This is a genomic window from Wolbachia endosymbiont (group B) of Aricia artaxerxes (assembly GCF_964026975.1).
GTDB lineage: Bacteria > Pseudomonadota > Alphaproteobacteria > Rickettsiales > Anaplasmataceae > Wolbachia.
This window is the reverse complement of the sequence record NZ_OZ034718.1, coordinates 1,476,466-1,497,421: the sequence shown is the minus strand read 5'-3', so window position 1 is coordinate 1,497,421 and position 20,956 is coordinate 1,476,466. Positions and strand designations below refer to the sequence as shown.

18 protein-coding genes and 1 pseudogene are annotated in these 20,956 nt (G+C 33.6%); 5 read left to right on the top strand and 14 right to left on the bottom strand.

Annotation, left to right across the window (positions count from 1 at the left end; all coding sequences use genetic code 11):
- Nucleotides 1-25: 25 nt before the first annotated feature.
- The 4 genes from fabZ to rseP are packed head-to-tail and all read right to left on the bottom strand — an operon-like array spanning nt 26 to nt 4,479.
- Entirely contained in the window at nt 26-457 is a 432-nt protein-coding gene (gene fabZ, locus AAGE00_RS06880) for a 3-hydroxyacyl-ACP dehydratase FabZ (protein WP_006014455.1), read from the bottom strand.
- A 4-nt stretch (nt 458-461) separates the two neighbouring features.
- The gene (locus AAGE00_RS06875) at nt 462-1,022 is read right to left on the bottom strand and encodes an OmpH family outer membrane protein (protein ID WP_007302414.1); all 561 of its coding nucleotides are present in this window, start codon (nt 1,020-1,022) and stop codon (nt 462-464) included.
- Nucleotides 1,023-3,356: an outer membrane protein assembly factor BamA gene (bamA, locus tag AAGE00_RS06870; RefSeq protein WP_052265000.1), complete on the bottom strand. Its 2,334-nt coding sequence runs from the start codon at nt 3,354-3,356 to the stop codon at nt 1,023-1,025. It lies immediately after the preceding gene.
- A gap of 7 nt (nt 3,357-3,363) precedes the next feature.
- Nucleotides 3,364-4,479: an RIP metalloprotease RseP gene (gene rseP, locus AAGE00_RS06865; protein ID WP_007302416.1), complete on the bottom strand. Its 1,116-nt coding sequence runs from the start codon at nt 4,477-4,479 to the stop codon at nt 3,364-3,366.
- Between the two features lie 99 nt (nt 4,480-4,578).
- Here rseP and AAGE00_RS06860 point away from each other — a divergent pair, with 99 nt between their 5' ends.
- The gene (locus tag AAGE00_RS06860) at nt 4,579-4,845 is read left to right on the top strand and encodes a succinate dehydrogenase assembly factor 2 (protein WP_019236875.1); all 267 of its coding nucleotides are present in this window, start codon (nt 4,579-4,581) and stop codon (nt 4,843-4,845) included.
- Here AAGE00_RS06860 and AAGE00_RS06855 read toward each other — a convergent pair.
- Genes AAGE00_RS06855 through AAGE00_RS06845 form a run of 3 tightly spaced genes read right to left on the bottom strand, consistent with a single transcriptional unit; the run spans nt 4,823 to nt 7,134 of the window.
- Nucleotides 4,823-5,140, bottom strand: coding sequence for a cell division protein ZapA (locus AAGE00_RS06855; RefSeq protein ID WP_007302417.1), 318 nt, complete (start codon nt 5,138-5,140; stop codon nt 4,823-4,825). The two genes, AAGE00_RS06860 and AAGE00_RS06855, sit on opposite strands and share 23 nt — an antisense overlap.
- Nucleotides 5,141-5,183: 43 nt before the next feature.
- Entirely contained in the window at nt 5,184-5,462 is a 279-nt protein-coding gene (locus AAGE00_RS06850; protein WP_007302418.1) for an HU family DNA-binding protein, read from the bottom strand.
- A gap of 19 nt (nt 5,463-5,481) precedes the next feature.
- A complete protein-coding gene (locus tag AAGE00_RS06845; RefSeq protein WP_052264995.1) occupies nt 5,482-7,134 on the bottom strand; it encodes a 30S ribosomal protein S1 in 1,653 nt (550 codons plus the stop codon).
- 103 nt (nt 7,135-7,237) lie between these two features.
- Here AAGE00_RS06845 and trmB point away from each other — a divergent pair, with 103 nt between their 5' ends.
- Nucleotides 7,238-7,882 (top strand): tRNA (guanosine(46)-N7)-methyltransferase TrmB, encoded by a 645-nt coding sequence (trmB, locus tag AAGE00_RS06840; protein WP_007302420.1) that lies wholly within the window; start codon nt 7,238-7,240, stop codon nt 7,880-7,882.
- Between the two features lie 208 nt (nt 7,883-8,090).
- Here the strand turns inward: trmB and AAGE00_RS06835 are convergent, their stop codons facing one another.
- The gene (locus tag AAGE00_RS06835) at nt 8,091-8,612 is read right to left on the bottom strand and encodes a pyrimidine dimer DNA glycosylase/endonuclease V (protein WP_007302421.1); all 522 of its coding nucleotides are present in this window, start codon (nt 8,610-8,612) and stop codon (nt 8,091-8,093) included.
- Nucleotides 8,613-8,734: 122 nt separating this feature from the next.
- Nucleotides 8,735-10,132: a phage terminase large subunit gene (gene terL / locus AAGE00_RS06830; protein WP_012481978.1), complete on the bottom strand. Its 1,398-nt coding sequence runs from the start codon at nt 10,130-10,132 to the stop codon at nt 8,735-8,737.
- A gap of 61 nt (nt 10,133-10,193) precedes the next feature.
- Between terL and AAGE00_RS06825 the strand changes: the two genes are divergently transcribed.
- On the top strand, nt 10,194-10,406 hold the full coding sequence (locus AAGE00_RS06825) for a hypothetical protein (protein WP_007302423.1): 213 nt from the start codon (nt 10,194-10,196) through the stop codon (nt 10,404-10,406).
- A 34-nt stretch (nt 10,407-10,440) separates the two neighbouring features.
- Nucleotides 10,441-11,277, top strand: a complete 837-nt coding sequence (locus AAGE00_RS06820) for an alpha/beta hydrolase (protein WP_149168772.1) — start codon at nt 10,441-10,443, stop codon at nt 11,275-11,277.
- Nucleotides 11,278-12,005: 728 nt separating this feature from the next.
- On the opposite strand, the gene AAGE00_RS06815 is transcribed toward AAGE00_RS06820, so the two are convergent.
- The 3 genes and pseudogenes from AAGE00_RS06815 to AAGE00_RS07995 form a co-directional block, all read right to left on the bottom strand.
- Nucleotides 12,006-12,644 (bottom strand): hypothetical protein, encoded by a 639-nt coding sequence (locus AAGE00_RS06815; RefSeq protein ID WP_341815232.1) that lies wholly within the window; start codon nt 12,642-12,644, stop codon nt 12,006-12,008.
- Nucleotides 12,645-12,761: 117 nt separating this feature from the next.
- A complete protein-coding gene (locus tag AAGE00_RS06810; protein WP_341815231.1) occupies nt 12,762-13,319 on the bottom strand; it encodes a hypothetical protein in 558 nt (185 codons plus the stop codon).
- Between the two features lie 4 nt (nt 13,320-13,323).
- A pseudogene (locus tag AAGE00_RS07995) lies at nt 13,324-17,828 on the bottom strand (hypothetical protein); the annotation flags it as partial.
- 115 nt (nt 17,829-17,943) lie between these two features.
- Here AAGE00_RS07995 and AAGE00_RS06795 point away from each other — a divergent pair.
- A complete protein-coding gene (locus tag AAGE00_RS06795) occupies nt 17,944-18,903 on the top strand; it encodes an IS5 family transposase (RefSeq protein WP_341815149.1) in 960 nt (319 codons plus the stop codon).
- Nucleotides 18,904-18,932: 29 nt separating this feature from the next.
- On the opposite strand, the gene AAGE00_RS06790 is transcribed toward AAGE00_RS06795, so the two are convergent.
- Nucleotides 18,933-19,118 carry a hypothetical protein gene (locus AAGE00_RS06790; protein ID WP_341815228.1) on the bottom strand — a complete coding sequence of 62 codons (186 nt, stop codon included), beginning with the start codon at nt 19,116-19,118 and terminating at the stop codon, nt 18,933-18,935.
- Nucleotides 19,119-19,490: 372 nt separating this feature from the next.
- Nucleotides 19,491-20,954 (bottom strand): DegQ family serine endoprotease, encoded by a 1,464-nt coding sequence (locus tag AAGE00_RS06785; RefSeq protein ID WP_213863890.1) that lies wholly within the window; start codon nt 20,952-20,954, stop codon nt 19,491-19,493.
- Nucleotides 20,955-20,956 lie beyond the last annotated feature (2 nt).

The following is a 20,956-nucleotide window of genomic DNA, read 5'->3' as shown; positions in this document are numbered from 1 at the left end:
ATACTGTTTCTTATAGATGAAGATTTTATTTATCTTGCAGTTTTGCTAAGATTGTTGCTCCTGCAACCTCTTCTTTTCCAACAGATGCAACACACTTAAATTTGTATACACCTAAACGCAAACCTTCAAAGTTAGATTGAAGAATTAAGGTATCTCCTGGAGTGACTGGCTTTCTGAATTTTGCGTTTTCAATGGACATAAAGTATACAACTTTATTTTCTACTGTTTTTTTACCGAGAACACATATAGCAGATGCTTGAGCTAAAGACTCAATTATCAAAACTCCTGGCATTATCGGATGGCCAGGAAAATGACCAATAAAAAATTGCTCGTTGAAAGTCACGTTTTTAATTGCTTTTATACTCATACCAGGATCGCATTCTATGACCCTATCTACTAAGAGAAAAGGATAAGAATGTGGTAGTATTTTTATAATATCATTGATATTACATTGCATAAGTCTATTCAATGTTTTGCAAAGCAAATTCGGGGATTTCCTTGTTTACATTTTTTAATACTACATCCGATAAATCTACTTCATCCATAGAGTATAAAACTTGATTCTTTTTTGAAATAAATAGTACCAAATCTATGTTGTTTTTTTCTGCTGTTCTTTTAGCAACTTCTTTTATCTTGTTAAAGACACTTTCTACTGCTTCTCTATAATTTTCTTCTAAATGTGACATTTTCTTAGCGTAATTATCCCTAACACTTACAGTATGCTTACTAAATTGTTCTGTCTTTTCTTTTTTTGCTTCTTCTGACAAAAGGTCAAATTCTTCTTTCGATGGCTTAAATTTTTCTAACTCATTTTCAAATTCCTTCTGTAATCTAGAGTTCTGCTCCTTTATTTGTTGTTGTATATTTTGCAGAGCCAGAGATTCATTGATAACCTTATCACTATCAATAATGGCAGCCTTTGTATTAAGCGTGCTCTGAGGTTGATACCCTACAAACTTATACCCCACAAATAAGGAAATAATTAAGGCAATAACTGATGTAAATAACTGTATATATTTCATTTAAATCCCCGCTTCAATAGAAATTTTAACGTTTGTCGATGGTATTATGTCATAAGCTTCCTTTACTAAAGGAAACCCAAAATCTAATCTAATTCTACCAAAAGGAGAAGGCATTGAAAAGCCAAAACCTGGTGATACTCTTATAAGCTTACTATCGTAATATTTCCCACTATATCTCTTCTTTTCATCTAAACCAAAAAGTGTTGCATAGTCAACAAATAGTGAGCCTTTGATACCAGCATAGTCGTATAATTTAGATAGTGGAAAATCTACTTGCTGTGTTAAATTAAAATAAGTTTTGCCTCCCAATGAGCTTTGATTTTTGTCTTCTGCTCTTGGTCCAATGCCGGAAAGGTCAAATCCTCTAATCTCATTACCCCCTTTAAAAAAGTGCTGGCCAATGTTTAGATCTTCATCGGTATAAGAAAAAATATGACCTGCTGCTACTTTAAAGCGCAGTGTTATATCATCATCAATTTTGCTTAATATAGGATGTGTATAAAAAGATAAGAATTCAGATTTTAGGAAATTTACATTTCCTCCCAATCCTGAAATATCCTGATTTAAGCGCAATAAATATCCCTCTTTAGGAGTATAGAGGTTATCCAGTTTATTGTATGATAACGTATATCCCACTGATGAAACCTGATACTCACCTTCTTGATCTCTTATTATCTCAGAGATATCCTCATCTTTTCCACCCTTATTGTCCATGTGTATGTGATTATACTTATAAGAATATTGAAAGGAATTGGTTAGATTTTCTGAGATTTTATATGATACTTTTGCTATTCCTCCCCAGTTGCAGGTATCGAAAGTAGTGTTTGGTTTGTCTTGTTTTTCATAAAAAACACCCATGCCTAGTGAAGTATCAGAGTCGTTAAAATTATTTTCAACAGCGTCTATACTAGTAGAAAGAACATATTGACTTTTTTCAAGAGCAAAAGATACTTCTTTACCACTACCAAATAAATTACGATCTGTGAAATCGGTTTTAACAAATACTCCACCAGGAAGAGACATACCACCTGTTAAAGATAACGAGGCAGTTCTTTTTTCTTTAACATTTAAATCAAGATTCACTGCATTGTCATCCACTGTATAACTATTTATTTTTACTGTTTCAAAGAAATCACTATATATCAATTTTCTACGTGATTTTTGGATCTCAGATGTGTTATATGCGTCACCTTCTGCCATGCTAAGTTTTCTTCTAATTACTTTATCTAAAGTGCGGTCATTGCCATCAATAGTAATTTGGTTTATATAAATCTTTTTACCTGGTAGCACTTTGTAAGTTACATCCACAATATTGTTATGTTGTGTATATTCTGGATTAACTTTTGCAAATATATATCCTTTTTCGCTTAAATGTTTACTTATTTTTTCTGCTGTATTGTTAATTTTAACTCTATTAAATATTTGATTATTTTCCTCTTTGATAAATTCTAATATTTCTTCCCTTAAACTTAAATCCTGAATCTCAGTTTCAATATCAACTTCATTATTTCCAAATAAGTATTGCTGCTTTTCATCAATCAAAAAAGTTAACTCTATTTGGTTATTATTATCAACCTCAACAATTGGTTGGATATTATTTTGAATATATCCCTTAGATGAATAGAAGCGATCAAGCAGTTCTGTGTTAATCAGTAGATATTGAGGTGAATAATGAGTTCCGCTTTTAAAAATGGCTCTAAATAACTTACTAAATATATCATTGCTATGCCTTTTGATAACTTGCTCTAACTCATTTGCTGAAAAGTTTTTATTACCTATAAATCGTAAACCCTTAATTTTAGAAGTTCTTCCTTCTTTTATCTTAAAAATTAGGTTTATCCTATTGCTACCAAGCTTATCTAGCTCATATGCAATTTTAACACCAATTTTACCACTGTTCCTATAAAGAGTAGCTAGATTTATTAAATCGTTTTGTAATTTTGTTTCAGTGAAAATAGTTAGTGATTTTGACTGGATAACGTTATTTAGCAACTCTTTACTGTTAAATAACTTATTGCCTTTCAATATTACTTTGTTAATCAATGGATTCTCATGAATTTTTACTACTAAGTTTTTTTCATCATCGATATAGGCGTTAATACTAGCAAATAACTTTGTTTTATATAAATCTTTTATAACTGAATCTACATCATCATCATTTATATGATTACCTGGTTCTAATTTTGTATAAAACCTTATTGTTTGATCACTTACTCGCTCATTGCCAATATACTTAATATTTTTTATCTGTACTTTTTCCTTATTTTCTAGAGCAACAAGTAGAGTGGGAAAAGAAATAAATATTATTATTAGTATGTGAAATAACTTTTTCATATGTATCTTAAAAAAGATGCCTAATATCATTTGTGATTGCAACTGCCATCAACAAAAACAGTATGGTAGCACCAAAAGTGGCTGCATATTTTTGATATTTCAAACTCAAATCTCTACGTATAACTGCTTCTATAATATAATGAAATAAATGCCCACCATCTAGTAGTGGTATTGGCAGCAAGTTAATTGCAGCTAAATTCGCTGAAATAATTGCCATAAAATATAGAACCATAATAAGTCCCTTTTTAGCTGATTGCCCTGAATATTTTGCAATTTTTATTGGCCCACCTATTTCATTTATACTCCTTTTACCAACAACAATTTGAAAGAGTGCTTTGATTGTTAAACACATAGTGTGGTAGGTTTCATTCACTGATAGGCTAGCAGCTCCAAGAAAAGATGACTGTTTTAACCCTATCATATTAATTGAGGTAATTCCTATAGTTTTTCTTTCTATTATGTTACCAAAGACATCTCTATCCTCAACTGTAAACGGAGTTAGAATAGTTCTGTACTCTTCGTTATTTCTGCTATACTTAATTTCTATTCTTGTTTCAGGGTTGGACATTATCACGCGTGAAATATCTTCAAAGTATTTTATTTTGTACTCATTGATCTGTGTAATAGTGTCACCTGGTAATAGGCCAGCTTGCTTTGCTGCACTTTCTTCAATTACATTACCAATTACTGGTGGAGTACGATAATAACCTGCCACGCTGAAAAATATTGTGAAGGCTATAACGGTAAATATCATGTTTGCAAAAGGCCCTGCAAAAACTATTGCTGCTTTTTGATATCGAGGTTTTGTATGGAATGAGTATAATTTTTCTTCTTCAGTTAATTTTTGTTGATCAACAGGAACGCTTGCTGCATTAGTATCCCCTAACATTTTAACGTAACCACCCAATGGAAAGGCACTTAATTTCCATCTAGTTCCAGACTTGTCGTTAAAACCAAAAATTTCAGGACCAAAGCCTATAGAAAAAGATTCAACTTTAACCTTGCATGCTTTAGCGACAATATAATGCCCACATTCATGCACGAATACTATGATAGAAATTATTAAAGAAAACGATAAAAAATAATATATTCCAGCGCTAAGTTGATGAGAAATTAATTCCACCTATGTTTTAAATCTTAATCAAACGTTGAGTATATTAAAATGCGCCTTGCTTGACAAGTATTTAGTTTAGTCTTTAAATTAAAAAAAAGTTTAATGACAATGATAGATATCTCCTTATTAAGAAGAAAACTGATGTATAGGAGTTGGCATAGGGGTTGTAAAGAAACTGATATACTTTTAGGGCATTTTGCATTGAAATATCTTGATAAATTTTCCTTAAGTGAACTAATTGAATACGAAAAAATAGTTGATCTTGATGATTGCGAATTATATTGTTACATAACTCGTAAGAGACTTCTCCCCCCTGATTTGAGTAGTGAGGTAGTCGATTTGATTGCTTCCTTTAATCACTTATGCACCCAATAATCTTGTTTACCCTATCTAATACTTCAGCATATTCTACTCTTTTTTCCTCCTTATACTTTTTGCATTCTTGATTTATTTCGTCTAATCGCTTTGTTAATTCTAAAATTTTGTCTTCGAGAGTCAATGCTGCAAGTAAGAAATTTAATGCATCTGAGCCCTTACCTCCAGTTCTTTGAGATATGGAGCTAACTAGCTTGTTGAAGCTATTAGCAAGTTGTAATAAATGGTCCTTCTTTTTACTTTCGCAAGATATTTTATATGTGTTATTATGTATAACTATTTCTACTACTTGCATATGATGCTATATTGTACAACTTTCAAATTTACAATATAGATTTTCATTCATTTATCAAGAGGGATAACTTTTTACTGCTACGAAAATAAGTTTTAAAGTATTGATGTTTTGCAACCTTCTGTGACGTCAAATTACTTGCTTCTTTCAAGTTATAGCTTCTAATTGAAAAAGAACCAAACCCCCTGATTTCAACTCTATTATGATATTTTAACGTGTTTGAAAACACTCGAAAAAAACTATCAACTATGGCTGCTATAATAACCTTATCTAACAAAAGGTTTTTTTTTGCCACTTTTGCTATTATATCAGATTTCGTTGCCATTTATATGAAGCACAAGAAGTTATTTGGCAGATAATATTATATTATATTTTTCAACACCTACTACTTCAACTTGTATTTTTTCTGATATAGAAAACTTTTTATTTTCTGGTAAATGCTCTTGATCTACTAAAAGGGTTACATTGTTCTCAATTTCAACGATTAGACCATTTTCCTCTCTCTTACTTACAGTAACCTGAATTTTATCCCCTACTTTAACTTTCTCTATCAGTTCTTCAAGAGGATCATACTCTATTTGTTTTACTCCAAGATAAATTCTTGTCCGATCTACGTTAGCCCTTATCACTTTTGCTTCTATTTCATCACCTACATTATACTTTTTTATCTCATCTGAATTGTTTTTCGACCAACTTAGATTTTGCATATAAATTGTTCCTTCTACGTCCTCAGATATCTCAGAATTATCAAAAGTCACAGATATTTGTGAACCATTGTTGCTTTTAACTTTACCAGAAACAATAGAACCAAGAGGATATTTATCAATAAATACTTGCCAAGGATTCTCTACGCACCTTTTTGTGCTTAAACTCATCTTATTTTTAATAATGTCAATACCGAGAATTTTTACATCCACTTCTTGTCCTATTGTTACAAAACTACTAATTGGTAAATTACTCTTGCTCCAAGTTATTTCTGATGAGTGTACCAAACCCGCAATCCCAGGTTTAATCTCAACAATGAATCCACAATCTTTTATACCCGTTACGCATCCTTTGTGTACGCTGTTAATTGGGCATTTTGACTCTAGATCTTGCCAAGGATTGTCTCCTAATTGTTTTACACCCAGGGAGATTTTTCCATTTTCTCTATCTATTTTTATAATTTTAGTTTTTATATGCTGACCACAAGAAAAAATTGCAGATGGATGACTTACATTACTCCAAGAGATATCTGTAATATGTAGCAGTCCATCTATAACTCCCACTGTATCTGATTCATGAATGCCAACAAATGCACCGTAGTGAGTGATGCTTTTTATTTTGCCTTCTACTACATCACCTTCATTTAAAGATTCTAAAAACTTAATTTTTTCACCAGCATGCAACTTCTCTAATACCAGCTTTCTTGATACTACAATATTCCCCTGCTTCTTATCCATTTTAAGAACGATGAATTTTTGTTCAGTTTCAATAAGGTGATTAGCATCTTTTATTTGCTTCAAATCCACATGACTCAGAGGTAAAAACGCACTTATTCCATCACCAAGATCAACAATAAAACCGCATTTAATTGAGCGTTTAATGATTCCTGTTACTTCATCTTTTGTAATTGCGCTTTCTTCCAATTTATTCCATTTTTCGTCTCTGATTGCTTTCTCACGACTAAGAACAACATTACCATGGTAATCTTCAATTCTTTCAACATAAACTCTAATTTTCGAGCCAACAGTGATATCATCATTACAACTGAGCTCCTTAATCAGAATTCTTCCGTCTGACTTTAAACCAACATCAACCACAATATCATTAGAATTTCTTCTTGTGATTATACCTTCTACCACATCTCCTTCTTTGATTTTGTTAGCAAAAGAATCTTCACAAAAGTCATTGTCTTGATTATCAAATTGATCTTGAAATATCTCTTCTATGAACCTATTTGATGATAGCCTCTTGATAGCAACTGTACTTTCCATACCTTTTAATTTTAACTTCATTAGAACTCATATATTATATAATATTAATAATTAGTGACAAGTAAATTCTCATTAATTCATTTCGAGAATTGTTTAAGCTATAAAAGATTAAGTTATGTAAGATATGTTATCTAGGAATAATAATTGGATTAGGTCATTTTCCAGAAGATCTAGGTTGAAGTTGAATGTTTTGGAGAAGTATTCTATTAAAAACAGCAAGGAATCTATAAAAAAGATCGTAGACTTACAAAAAAGAATACGAGTAGAAATAGGTTTCGGTAATGGTGAAAATATGCTCCATCAGGCATTCAATGAATCTGATCTATTATTTATAGGATGTGAGCCTTATTTAAAGGGGGTCTCTTCCTTGCTAAAAAGCATAGAAGCACACAGCATAAAAAATATTTTAATATGGACAGAAGATGCAAGAGAATTAATTGCCAATTTTCCTGACAACAGTGTTGAAAAATTCTTTATTCTCTTTCCAGATCCATGGCCAAAAAGAAGTCACAACAAAAGACGGTTAATTAATACGGAATTTTTAAATTTATTAGCAAAAAAAATACTTGTCACAGGTGAAATATTTATTGCAACTGATCATCAGGATTATGCAGAGTGGATAGAGTTACATATAAAGCAGTGTAATTTTTTAACCTATAAGGAAGATAGTTTTGCAAATTATACCCCAACAAAATACCACAGAAAAGCGCTAGAATATCAGCGTAAAATAAAGTTTTTTAAAGTAAATGTTATATCTAAACTGACTTAGATTTACCTCTGCTTGTTAGTACAGATGTGTACATGACACTCTATAGTGCAAGTAGCCTACCATATACTGGGAATAACAGTTTACTGAATTCTTTAATCTCACAAATAGAAAGATCAATAAACTTGATAAACATCAACATTATCAGCCAGCATTGCTTTTGCAACTTCAATTCTACCTTTTTTATGATCGGTTTGGATAATTTTATAACCTATAGCATTTTGTCTAGCAACCAATCTGGTGCTTCTCTACCTTTTTCCCACTTAGCAAATCTCATCTTTTCTTTTAGGTAATATTCTCTATATGCTTCTATTGGGTTATTACATTTATATCGATCAGGTAACGCTTGTGTAAAAGCTTGTATATCAGCTGATCGAAATATTAGCAAATCCTTGTTATTATCGCACCAATCTATAACTTCTTCGGATTTATGCGTTCTTTTGTATCGCAAGCTATATTCTATACACAATTCTTTTCCATGTTTTATTAACCAATCAAAGTTTCCTTTTGATTGTCTAGCCCATAAAGAACAAGGATGGTTTTTGTGAGTAAGTTTATATGGAACTTCTATATTCTGGTTTGTAATGCTGACTAAAGGATTTGGCTCTTTTAATGCTATTGAAAAAACACTGCTAAGCAATTGAGCAGTTTCTAGCGGCATTTTTACTATGTGCTTATCGCATAACATTTGTGCTGCAGTTACAGGATTTTCGTCTAATATAAAGATATTCATCTAAGCACCCAGAGATAGAATTTTTGCGTAGTATTTATTTCAATAAACCCTAAAATATCATTCAGAAAATGGATAAAACTCAGTTAAAAAAATTATACACAATTCCGAGGAACCTTTTCAAGCTACAATGAACGTATCGCTACCACTCTAGCAATATTATTTCTCACCCACTGAAGATATTGCACGGTACTGTCTACTTGATCGTCGTGACGGATTTCTGGAAACATTAAAATCTCATACTCAAAGTCGCTAAGCCATACTGCTTGGTTAGGGAGAAAAACCCGCTCAGATTCTATAATTGGGACAATTCGGTGAAATCGAGTTAATTTGTCATCATGTGGTACTATTTGAATAATAGGTAAATCACTGTTTTTCCTGAGCTCCTGAACCAATTGCTGACCGCTTGCTTTTGCTTCGATTAAAATTGCGTGTGGCTTCCACCTTGCAGCCAGCGACAGAACTTTCTCTTTAAGTTTTGGATATTCAAGTTTTGCGCGATATACATCGAGTAAATAGAATGTATTATCTACTTTTGTCCAGGTAGTGCAGACACTAAAGTCACTTGTATTGTTTGTTGAAATTGCAGTATCCCAACTTTGTGTTACATGCAAGAGGCTATCAGGAAAATTTTTATAGCGCTTCAACCACTCTCGTTTAATTATAGCACTTGAAAGTGGTAGAGGGTTTTGTTGGTATTGAGCAGCAAAACCATAACTCCCAAGTTCAGCTTTTATCATCTCAATTTCTTCTTTTCCTTCAGTTAGGGAATACAACAATTGACCTTCTTTTCTTGAGTATATTTCCTGTTCATGCTCTGGAATATGATTATTAACTGAATAAATAATCTCCTTATCTTCAGCTATTATTGGTAAACAGACATGATGCCATATGTTTCTTGGTTTACAGAGGAGGTGACCAGTTAAATCTTCTAAATGGAGTCTGTGCATCACAAGAACGATAACTCCTTTTTTTCTGTCGTTGAGCCTGGTTACTAAAGCCTGATCAAACCAGTTTGCAGCACGCTTTCTAAATGTTTCGCTCAAAGCTTGTGCGGGACTTAGTGGATCATCCACGATAATGAAATCTCCACCTTCACCGGTTAATGTTCCCCCAACTGATGTTGCAATCCTACATCCTCTTTGCACTGTTTGAAATTTATATTTAGTGTTTTGATCTTTGCATAATTCTACTTTCGGAAATAGCTCTCTATACCAATCAGATTGCATTATGCACCTGGTATCGAGTGAGTGCTTTTCGCTGAGGAGCCGAGAATAACTTGCAACTATTATTCTTGCAGTTGGCTGATTTCCGAGTATCCATGCGGGCCATGCAACACTTACACAAATAGACTTCATTGAACGCGGAGGCATATTGAATATTATTCTTTTCACTTCACCTGAACTTGCCGCTTCAAGCCTATCCGCTATGACTTTTATATATTGATAATCATTATACTCACACCCCGGTACTACCGTTTGAAAGCATAATTCAATGAATTTTAAAAAGTTTATATTGTTCATAAAATTGAGATTTTGTTGATTTTTTAAGATTTTTTTGTATAATTATAGTGAGAGTTAAAATATGAAAGAAACAAGAGAGCAAACTGAGAGAGAATTTATAAAAACTCAAAACGGGATAAAAATAGAGACAATTACGCTTCTTGGTAAAAATCAAAACAATAATCGAGGTGAAAAACATCTGATATACTTTATTGGTGGAAATAGAGCGTTAAGCCCTGGTAAAGATTATTCCCAAAATTGGAATTGGGCCACAGAGCAATGTACATCTTTTTAATTATCCTGGACTTGGTTTAAGTAAAAACAGTTCATTGATACGTAGCAATAGAGTTAAATCTGGTATAGCAGTTGTAACTAACTTATTGGAAAAAGGTATAAAGCCAGATGATATCATATTGTTTGGAGACTGCCTAGGTGGACATGTGGCTGCAGAGGTTCATAAAAATTTTAAGGGTAAGGATATACATTTAAGATGTATCGTTAGCAATGCCGCTAGTTCACTTAAACAAGCGTCTCTTTATTACTTTGGTTTTATGGCAAAGTTAAAAATTTTTCTTGCTCCGATAATCAGATTGGTACTGAAGATTTTTGGCTGCCACTGGAAGACATATAAAATCGTAAATTCAATTACTCCTTATACAATGTACTTTAATCGAGAGGGAGATAAAACGATAAAACAGCCAGCGCAACTTGCAACAGAAATAGAAAAAATAGATCAAAGCGGTAGAAGAAAAGATTACCAAAAAAAAGAAGTATTTGAAGGATTTGAGGAATATGAAGAATTTTTCAAGCAGCATACAACATTAAGAAAGAATGATAAATGTATTGATTCTAAAAAAGCTGATAAAGATATACATAAATTGCCAATTACGTGTTTAAAGTCTTCCAACAAAACTGATTACACTTTTCCTGAGTTGATTAGTTTATATATTCACATTACAGATGAATATTTTTCTAAATATGGCTCATTAAATAATGAAGAGAAGATTAAAGCATTTAAAGAAAGTAAATTTTATAAAGATTTTTCAAGCTGCAAAAATTCAAAGGGCTTTTTGCATAATCACATGAAGAAGCAAGAGATGTCATTTCAGCATGTGATAATAGAATCTGGGGAAAAAAGACCTTTCTTGACAAGTCAAAGAAGGTAGTTGCTCTTAACTTGACGCGTATGCTTTCTTCAATATTTTAGCCATCTGTATCTGTTCAGATGCATGCAAATATTGAAACCAGTGTTTCTTTTCTTATCATCCGAGTACTGGGATCCAGAAGAATTAATTGTGAACAAATAGCTATACGATATTTTCAATGAAGTTACAAAAAAGCTGTATTCCACACTGGAATGACACCGTCATAAACTGCTAGGCCTTCATAATGTCATTCCAGTCCTCATAGTGTTTATCCCGGCCTTCATAATTTCATCCCAGTGTCCTCTTTCTCTTGTCATCCCAGTACTTGATACTGGGATCCAGATGCATGGCTAATGCTGAAACCAATACTCCCTTTTCTTGTCATACGAGTACTGGGACCCAGAAGACTCAGGTAATAAGAACTAGATTCCAGCGCCACGCGCTGGAATGACACCGTCATAAACTGCTAGGTCTTCATAATATCATACCAGTACTGGTATCCAACTAAATTGGTGAACACTTTACAGCATTTTTGATAGAAAGAACTAGATGCCAGTGTCAAGCACTGACCCATTTTTTCCTTAAGTTTTTGCAGCTTGTGTTCTATTACAAAACCACTGCGTTACTAACGAGCGGCAAAATGGTAGCGAATCTAAACTAAAAAAATACATTTTTACACTGCTTGAAAGTCTACTCGATTCAATTTTAAAAACAATTATTGAAACAATTATAATATACTTTGTGCGTGGTTAAGATAGCTCTGGAATAGTATAAAGAACTATGTCATCATTGAAGAGAAATTCATCTGTTGTTTTGTACTCTTTATTAATTTTATAAGAATCATAAACATCGTAATCTGCTTTTGTATGGTAATCACAATATTGAAACTTACCCTCTTTATTGAAAAAGCCAAATTGATCAATTAATGTAGCCATTTTCTCACGTTTTGCTAATTCAAATACATCAGCTGGGCAGTGGCCTGAAGAATCTTGATTAGTAGTTCCTTTTGCAATAAAAAAAGATGGTTTATCGTTAAGTAACTTGCAGAAATTTGGCTTATATCCCTTTTTCATATAGTTTAAACTTGTATACTGGTATTCATCTGGAACATTTGAGTATTGAGAATCATACTTTTTATGTTCAAAAAACTCATTACCTAGGAAATTACAAAATGTTAATTTATAATCATCATTATTACTAGACTTAACGACTTTAAGATAATGAAAGTTTCTAGGAATTTTTATCTCTTCTTCTGTAACGTGATTATGTATGACCAATTGGTCATCAAGCATGCAGTAACCTATTTTTGGTAAAGTAGCTACAAGCTTACCGTTTAACATGATATCTGCTTGATAGATATTATCCGATAATTCTTTTCCCTTTTGCAAAGTAAAATCCTGCCCTGCTTTAGCTGGTGCACTGCATTGCTCAGTTTTAGTTAAGTTTTTTATTATTGTTGATATCTCACTAATTTCTAATATATCATGTTCATTTTTTGTGTATTGCTACTTATAGCAACTACCATCTTCACATACTGGAAGACATTTTCCTTCTTCATCTGATATATAGATATAATCACCTTCTATTGTAAAATAAAGTCCACCTTTTTCTTCTTGAATTTTTTGTAGTACTGGGTCATTTTCATCGTTAAAATTGATAAAATTGAGCATTCCAATAAAATTATTTCCATCATCATTACTCATTATGAGTTCAATAACAAAATTATTACTGTCTTTTATGTACTTACGTGAAATTAACGCTTCTTCTCCTAATTTAAGCTGTTTTATAATATTCTCTTGATTCTCGCCTATGATAGCTTTTTGTTCTATAATAAAGTCCGTGCCATTTAATTTCAGAGGTGAGTTGTTTGTAAATAAAACTATCTCATCACCCTGCTCCTTTAACTTTAAATCATTAATATTCCCTACTTCAACTATACCAATATGTGAAGAAACAGTATTAACATTACCATTTTCCTTTACTATGTAATATACAGTGGGAAGTTTAATCAATTTTTTATAAAGCGGATTTTTATCGTCTATTTTAAATATATGTTTTTCCATGATATTACCTTAAATAACCGACAACTTGCTGATTAATGGCACTGAGGCTACTAGGAGGAGCAACATAACTCATAAAACTCCTTGGCTGCTCATTATCTGCCACTATTTTTTCAGTATTAACGAAAGCTCTTTGCTGCTCATTTAATCTTTTTTCCATATGATCTTTAAAAATAGCCAAACATTTACCGGTTTGTTTGTAATTAGGGAATGATTTTTTCGCAGTTACACACAAGAACTTCAACAACTCGTTATGATTTTCATCATTAAGTAATGACTTATTGATAATGGTTGACTGCAGTTCCATTGGATCAAAATTTAGACTTCTCTTTGAAATGCCACATTTCACAGCTGTTGCTCCTAATACTTCTTCAAATTGTATTACAATATCTGCTGCATTTATTATTTTTGCTACTTCCTGTATTTCATTTTTTACTTTATATTCATCCTGTCCTACCGCAGGGTAAAAGAAATTTATTACTTGAGATATAAATGAAGTTGGTCTGCTTGCTCCGCTTGTCACTGATGATTTTTTAATTTCCCTCCTTCTTCTACGTGCACCACAAATTTGATCTGCTGGACTTGTTCTACAAAATATATCTTTTGTTTGACGATAGAGCGCCTCTGTGTCTCTTTGCGATCGCAAAGCTTGAGTGTTAAAACTTTTAGCATTTTTTGTAAAAATAGCTGTTTTATTGTGCAGTTCTTCGACTTTGTTTGCAAAACCTTCTGAAGCATTTTTAGCTGCCTCTGCTGCTTTTTTAGCATCCAGAGTTTCATTTTTTGCTTTTCTTATCTCACGTAAAAACTGATCAGCTAATGTAGCACCTATTCCATCTATACCTGGCTCACCTTTTATGCCTTGAGGACCAATATCTCCTTTTAATCCGTCTATACCGGGCTCACCCTTGTTGCCTGTAAGACCTTGTGTACCATTGAAGCCCCTCATACCTGGCTCTCCTTTTGAACCTGGCAACCCATCTGATCCTTTAGGACCTTCTGGACCTTGCAACCCATTCGCACCTGGTTCTCCTTTGTCACCTTTAGAACCTATCTCTCCTTTCTCACCCATATCACCTTTTATTCCCATGGCTCCGTCTAATCCTTTAGGACCTATATCTCCCTTTGTTCCATTTATACCTGGCTCACCTTTTATACCTTGAGGTCCTATATCTCCTTTTAATCCTTCTATACCCGGCTCACCCTTGTTACCTGTAAGACCTTGTGTACCATTGAAGCCCCTCAGACCTGGCTCTCCCTTAGGACCTTCTGGACCTTGCAATCCATTTGCACCTGGTTCTCCTTTCTCACCCATATCACCTTTTATTCCCATGGCTCCGTCTAATCCTTTAGGACCTATATCTCCCTTTGTTCCATTTATACCTGGCTCACCTTTTATACCTTGAGGTCCTATATCTCCTTTTAATCCTTCTATACCCGGCTCACCCTTGTTACCTGTAAGACCTTGCGTACCATTGAAGCCCCTCAGACCTGGCTCTCCCTTAGGACCTTCTGGACCTTGCAATCCATTTGCACCTGGTTCTCCTTTCTCACCCATATCACCTTTTATTCCCATGGCTCCGTCTAATCCTTTAGGACCAATATCTCCCTTTGTTCCATTTATACCTGGCTCACCTTTTATACCTTGAGGTCCTATATCTCCTTTTAATCCTTCTATACCGGGCTCACCCTTGTTGCCTGTAAGACCTTGTGTACCATTGAAGCCCCTCATACCTGGCTCTCCCTTAGGACCTTCTGGACCTTGCAACCCATTCGTGCCTGGTTTTCCTTTGTCACCTTTGGAACCTATCTCTCCTTTCTCACCCATATCACCTTTTATTCCCATGGCTCCGTCTAATCCTTTAGGACCTATATCTCCTTTTTCTCCCTTTGGACCTTGGACTTCTCCTGGATTTTTCCTTAGTTCTTCTGCAATGCTTTGTGTTAGCTCGGTATTATTTGCAAGGTTTTCTACTAATGTATGATTAGAATCACTTAGTAACACATCTGCTAGCTCTTCCATTCTGTTATCAGCTAATGCAATGGCTATTCCTGTTTGAATATCTTGATTACTAATAATTCTTCCTGCAACTTGCTTCTCTAATACTAAATCTCCGCCTTGGTCACGATATTCAAGCACCTGATTAGCAATAGTGCCATTATTAATTAATTTTTGTGCAACTTCTTCAGGACTTGCATCTCTACCTTTATCACCTTTAGACCCAGTATCTCCTTTGTCACCTTTAGAACCTATCTTTCCTTTCTCACCCATATCACCTTTTATTCCCATGGCTCCGTCTAATCCTTTAGGACCAATATCCCCTTTGTTCCATTTATACCTGGCTCACCTTTTATGCCTGGCTCACCTTTTATGCCTGGCTCTCCCTTAGGACCTTGTGCACCTGGCAATCCATCTGTTCCGGTATCTCCTTTATCACCTTTAGAACCAGTATCTCCTTTGGGACCTTTTATCTTTCCTGGATTTTGTCTCAATTCTTCTGCTATTCCTTCACGTAAGACTGGATCATTTACCAGCACTTTTTTATCTTGATCATCTTTTGCTTCTAGTACTGCTCTTCCTAATTCACCTACTTTTTGAGTGTCAAAGAACTGATGAACAATATTTTCAACTATTGTTTTTGCTGCATTCACATCGCCTTTTAATTTGGCATACTCAAGCAAATACTCAACTAATTTTTCCTTGTCTATTTCTTGCTTCACGATTTCTAGAGCCTTTGGCTGATTATTTAAATCACTATGAAGCAGAAGATACTTAGCAAGTGCCCAATCGCTCACCTTACCTTTTATAAGATTGTGAGCTTCTATCTCGCTCATACTGCTTCTATCAACAAGTAGTTTAGCAAGCTTTTCTGCAAATTTTTCATATTTTTGGAAGGCTATAGGATCGGGATTATTTTTCTTTGTGGCATCGCTTGTTATCTTACTCACAGTATCTTTTATAATGTTTTTTGCTTCCTCTAAAGAAAGTTTACTTACTACTCCTTCAGTAAGTTTTGCTACATCAATTTTATTCACAAGTTCCTGCGAATTAAGATTAATTTTACCGGCAATCTGAGTTGCAAGATTTTCACCTTTGATACCATTTGCGTTAAGAACTGCTTCTCCTAGCTCAGCTTTTTTACTGGTAACTAATTCAGTTGCAATTTCTATAGCACTTGAGGCATCTCCCTTCTCACCTTTTGAGCCAGTATTTCCTTTAGAACCTTCTGGACCAGGAAAACCTCGGTCACCCTTATTACCTTTGGGACCTTGTTCGCCCTTTAACCCCCGTTGACCGTTACGACCTGGTTCGCCCTTTTGGCCTGGAGGACCTTGTACGCCTTTAACTAACGCTTTTAAAGAATCTTCTCGCTTTACACGCTCACCAAAAAGATGTGCTATTCTTTCTGAAAATCCCATGGAATTACTCTGATCTTCTTCCATTATAGCTGCTGCTAAAGGATATAGATGGGCTCTGTTAGAAGAAAATTCGGTAACAACTTGACTAATACTTGGAGTTATTCCATTAGTGCCTTGATTCCCTTTTTCTCCTTTAGGTCCTTGATCACCTTTTGATCCATGCGCACCTGACGATCCAGTATCCCCCTTGTTACCTTGAGGACCAGGCGCTCCATCGAAGCCTCTATCACCTTTTTGTCCCCTTTCACCTGGCTCACCTTTAGGACCTTGTACACCAGTACGTTCTAATCTGTCTATTCTGCGTTTTAAAAGTTCAATTTCTGTTTCTAAATTTATATGTTCTTGAATATTCACATCAACCTCCAAAAAGTTATCAAAATTTTCTAAGTTATAATAATAAGGATATGGACCTGGTCTATTGTCGTGCTCATACCCAAAAGAATTAGGGTTAAAATTATAAAAATTTTTGCATGTGCTATTTTCATACGATATGCAACCAACATAACTATTGCCTAACTTTTTTACTGCGAAATAGGTATCTTGTGCTTTCAAGCTCTCCATTTCATGAAAAGGGAATAACTGGAATGTATTGCTTATACGAGTAAATGCTGAAAGGATATTATTCAATATGCCAACTTTTCCACCAGTTAAATTATATACCTGATTATATACCTGAGCGCTCCTATATAATTTGTATATATTTCTTGATTCTTTAAACAAATAGTCTCCTATTTTTATTTTGAGTCTTCTATCAGGTGAACTTTTAAGATCTTCCAAAATAAGACTAACATTTTCGCTACTAATTATGTCTTTTGGATCTATTAAAACCTTCCTGTTTTCTAGCAGTTCATAATAAGTACTACAGCTTTCATGATTATATGTGTTAACATGTAAACCATTTGTGTAACCATAAGGCATATGATAAATAGTATCTATCATAGTATCTTTGCCATCATAGTAATAATAATAAGGTTGATCAGAGGTAGTAACTAAAGCGAATTTGTAATCATTTCCTACCCTTTCTAGCTTTAATTGTGGCCATTCAGATAAGTTGTTTAGTATACTTGCCACGTCATGCTTCAAATCCCAAATGGCTTTGTTGCATAGCTAGTGTTGGTTGAGGTTATTGTAAGAAGAAAAGCTTTTTAATATATGGCTACTAACGAATTTTGTTGTAAAATAGGCATTTTTCAAACAAGTACAACTTATGCCACAAAAAATGAGAGTAAGTAACCAAAGAGAATATAACGAGTTTCTCAAAAAAAGAGGAAATGTTTTTCATTTTGTTAATCAAGCCATAGAAAATTGGTATGAAAATAGTCCAAAAGTTGCAGGTGGCAATAACACTTATAGTGATAAAGTTGTAATTTTAATACACATAATAGTTCATCTTTTTAGAATTGGCTTGAGACAAGCTGTAGGTTTTGTAAAAGGTTATATGGTACAAATAGGCAAAAAACTTAAGATTATCAGCTATACACAAGCTTCCAGAAGATTTAAAAAGCTTAATTTGAAGATTGATGACCATAGAAGCAATAAAGATGATCTGGAAAATGTTGAAATTGCCGTAGATAGCACTAGAGTTAGTATCTACAATAATAACGGTGGGCATAGTAAGCTTAATATTCGAAAAAGAAAATACAGTGGTTATGGTCAAGTAAGAAAATTACATGTTGTTTTAAACATAAATGATAAGAAAGCAATAAGCATGAACTACACTAGTGGTGTTGCTGTAGACTATTTGCCGGTCTGCGATATGTTAGAAGAAGTCAGTGATAAATATAACATTTGTTCTATTCGAGCAGATGCGGCTTATGATATAAAAAGTGTGTATAAAGAATGCAGAAAATACAATATTGTGCCTATTATTCGCCCTAGGAAGGATACTAAAATTTGTTTAGCTGACTACTTATCAGAAAGAAACAAGTATATTAGTAGAATTAGGTCATATGAGAATTATGAAGATGGTATTAATGAATGGAAGAAAAAAGTTAAGTATGGAGCACGGTCTTATATTGAAGTCTTTTTCTATAGGTTGAAGCAAATATTTGGGTTTGGCTTGAAAAATAAATCAGAGGTAAATCGTGAAAAAGAGCTGTTAATTAAGTGCTACTTATTGAACAAATTTACTGATATAGGTATGGCTGAATTTAAATTAGCTGCGTAAATTCACTGTGATTTACATGCCTATCAGTGCTATGCAACAAAGCCATCCCAAATTTGAAAACTCAGGCCAATATTGTTGTCGATGATAATGTAAGATACACTAGGCAGGCTAAATGTTGTTTTGTTATTTAATCTTATTTGTGCAGGTATCCTACGACCAGTTCTATTATTACAATCTTTTTGTGGAATATCTTCCTTTTCTAGTTTAAAACGCATCTCCACCTCCCTTTGCGATTAGATATAATTAATTTATGGGTATTAATTATTGATTAATACTGATGATCAGTAAATATAATTATATTTTACACTAATTTAGTTATAAATTAACTTGTGAAAGAAAGTTGTTTTTTTACAACTGAGCATAAAAATGCTTTGTATTATCGAACTTCTTACCACTCCAGCTCTTTCATCTTATGGATGATATCGTTCCAGTGCTTGATACTGAAATCTAGTTCTTCCATAACCTCGTTGGAAAGGTTTTCAGTATAGGGACAAATTTTATTAATCTACAGAAACACCCTTACCCTCAGGATAAAGAAGCTAGTTAAATTTGTCAAGCAATTTTTTCATGACCAGCTAGAAAAATAGCTACTTCTTCAATTTGATTGAGGTGAAAAATTGATTGCCGTTGCGGTAAATAAGCAGCATTACTGAATCTTTGCCGTCTTTTTTTACTGCTGAATCAATTTGTTTTTGAAAATCATTAGTATTTTCAATATCGATTCCATCTAGTTGAATAATTATATCACCTTTCTTAATAACACGTAGTGTAGAATTACTACTACTATCTACACTAGTAACTACTACACCCTTTGTGGGTGCATTGTTTTTTAGTTCTTTTGGCAAATTTGAAACGGTTAAACCACTTATATAACTAGATGTTGATTTATTTTCTTCTTGATTATTACCTGAATCATCATTTGTAGATTCCTCGATTGCAACCTTGATATTGACTTCTTTACCTTTTCTAAGTAACTTAACCTGTACTTTCTTTCCGGGCTCAGTTCGTGAAACCATATGAGGTAATTGCGTCATTCTATCAATTTTTTTGCCGTCAAACTCTAATAGTATATCACCTACTTTGATTCCTCCTTTCTCTGCAGGACTGCCCTTTACTACGCTTGCAACTAATGCACCTTTGATATCTTTTAAACTCAAGGATTCAGCAAATTCTTTTGTTATAGGCTGAACTTGCACGCCAAGCCAACCATGTTTTATTTTTTTACCACTTTTTAATGTGTCAATAATTGAAATAGCTAGATTAGATGGTATAGCAAAGCCTATACCCACGTTACCGCCAGACTCAGATGGGGAATAAATAGCAGTATTAATGCCTATAACTTTTCCATTTAGATGAAATAGTGGTCCCCCTGAGTTACCTCTATTAATTGCAGCATCAGTTTGAATAAATTCATTCATAGTACCAATACTAATGTCTCTAGATCTTGCAGACACAATTCCTGTACTTACAGAGCCACCTAAACCAAAAGGGTTGCCTATTGCAATAACTGTATCACCAACTCTTGCTTTATCAGAATTACCAAATTCAACAAAAGGAAGATCTTTATCAGAATTAATCTTAAGCACAGCAAGATCAGTTTTTGCATCATAGCCTAAAACTTCTGCTTTGAAATAAGTATTATCGTTCATAGTAACTGTAATATCTTGGGCATTTTTAATAACGTGATAGTTGGTTACTATGGTTCCACTTTTATCTATAATAAATCCAGACCCAAGTAACGTCACTTCTCTATTAATGCTAGGAGCTCTATCGAAAAATTGATCAAAATGCTCGAAAAATTCTCTAAAGTCATCAAAGAAATTATTTCTTGGCGTAAAAGGGATTTTAGTTCTACTGTTATTTTCTTGCTTAACTATTTGCTCACTTGAAATATTTACAACTGCGGGAATAAGTTCTTCCACTATATCAGCAAGCCCTTTATTACAACTACATACAGGATCTGCAACTGTTTTTGCAAACAGATTAGCATATGAAGCAAATGAAATTAAAAAATATGCAAATATAGATAAAATAAATGCTTTACTTTTCATAA

Coding starts and splice junctions, on each gene's coding strand:
- terL (WP_012481978.1), bottom strand. CDS start 10,132: ATGAACAATATAAACTTTTTAAAATTCATTGAATTATGCTTTCAAACG.
- fabZ (WP_006014455.1), bottom strand. CDS start 457: ATGCAATGTAATATCAATGATATTATAAAAATACTACCACATTCTTAT.
- AAGE00_RS06825 (WP_007302423.1), top strand. CDS start 10,194: ATGAAAGAAACAAGAGAGCAAACTGAGAGAGAATTTATAAAAACTCAA.
- AAGE00_RS06875 (WP_007302414.1), bottom strand. CDS start 1,022: ATGAAATATATACAGTTATTTACATCAGTTATTGCCTTAATTATTTCC.
- AAGE00_RS06855 (WP_007302417.1), bottom strand. CDS start 5,140: ATGCAAGTAGTAGAAATAGTTATACATAATAACACATATAAAATATCT.
- AAGE00_RS06785 (WP_213863890.1), bottom strand. CDS start 20,954: ATGAAAAGTAAAGCATTTATTTTATCTATATTTGCATATTTTTTAATT.
- trmB (WP_007302420.1), top strand. CDS start 7,238: ATGTTATCTAGGAATAATAATTGGATTAGGTCATTTTCCAGAAGATCT.
- AAGE00_RS06795 (WP_341815149.1), top strand. CDS start 17,944: ATGCCACAAAAAATGAGAGTAAGTAACCAAAGAGAATATAACGAGTTT.
- AAGE00_RS06790 (WP_341815228.1), bottom strand. CDS start 19,118: ATGCGTTTTAAACTAGAAAAGGAAGATATTCCACAAAAAGATTGTAAT.
- bamA (WP_052265000.1), bottom strand. CDS start 3,356: ATGAAAAAGTTATTTCACATACTAATAATAATATTTATTTCTTTTCCC.
- AAGE00_RS06860 (WP_019236875.1), top strand. CDS start 4,579: ATGATAGATATCTCCTTATTAAGAAGAAAACTGATGTATAGGAGTTGG.
- AAGE00_RS06835 (WP_007302421.1), bottom strand. CDS start 8,612: ATGAATATCTTTATATTAGACGAAAATCCTGTAACTGCAGCACAAATG.
- AAGE00_RS06845 (WP_052264995.1), bottom strand. CDS start 7,134: ATGAAGTTAAAATTAAAAGGTATGGAAAGTACAGTTGCTATCAAGAGG.
- AAGE00_RS06810 (WP_341815231.1), bottom strand. CDS start 13,319: ATGGAAAAACATATATTTAAAATAGACGATAAAAATCCGCTTTATAAA.
- AAGE00_RS06850 (WP_007302418.1), bottom strand. CDS start 5,462: ATGGCAACGAAATCTGATATAATAGCAAAAGTGGCAAAAAAAAACCTT.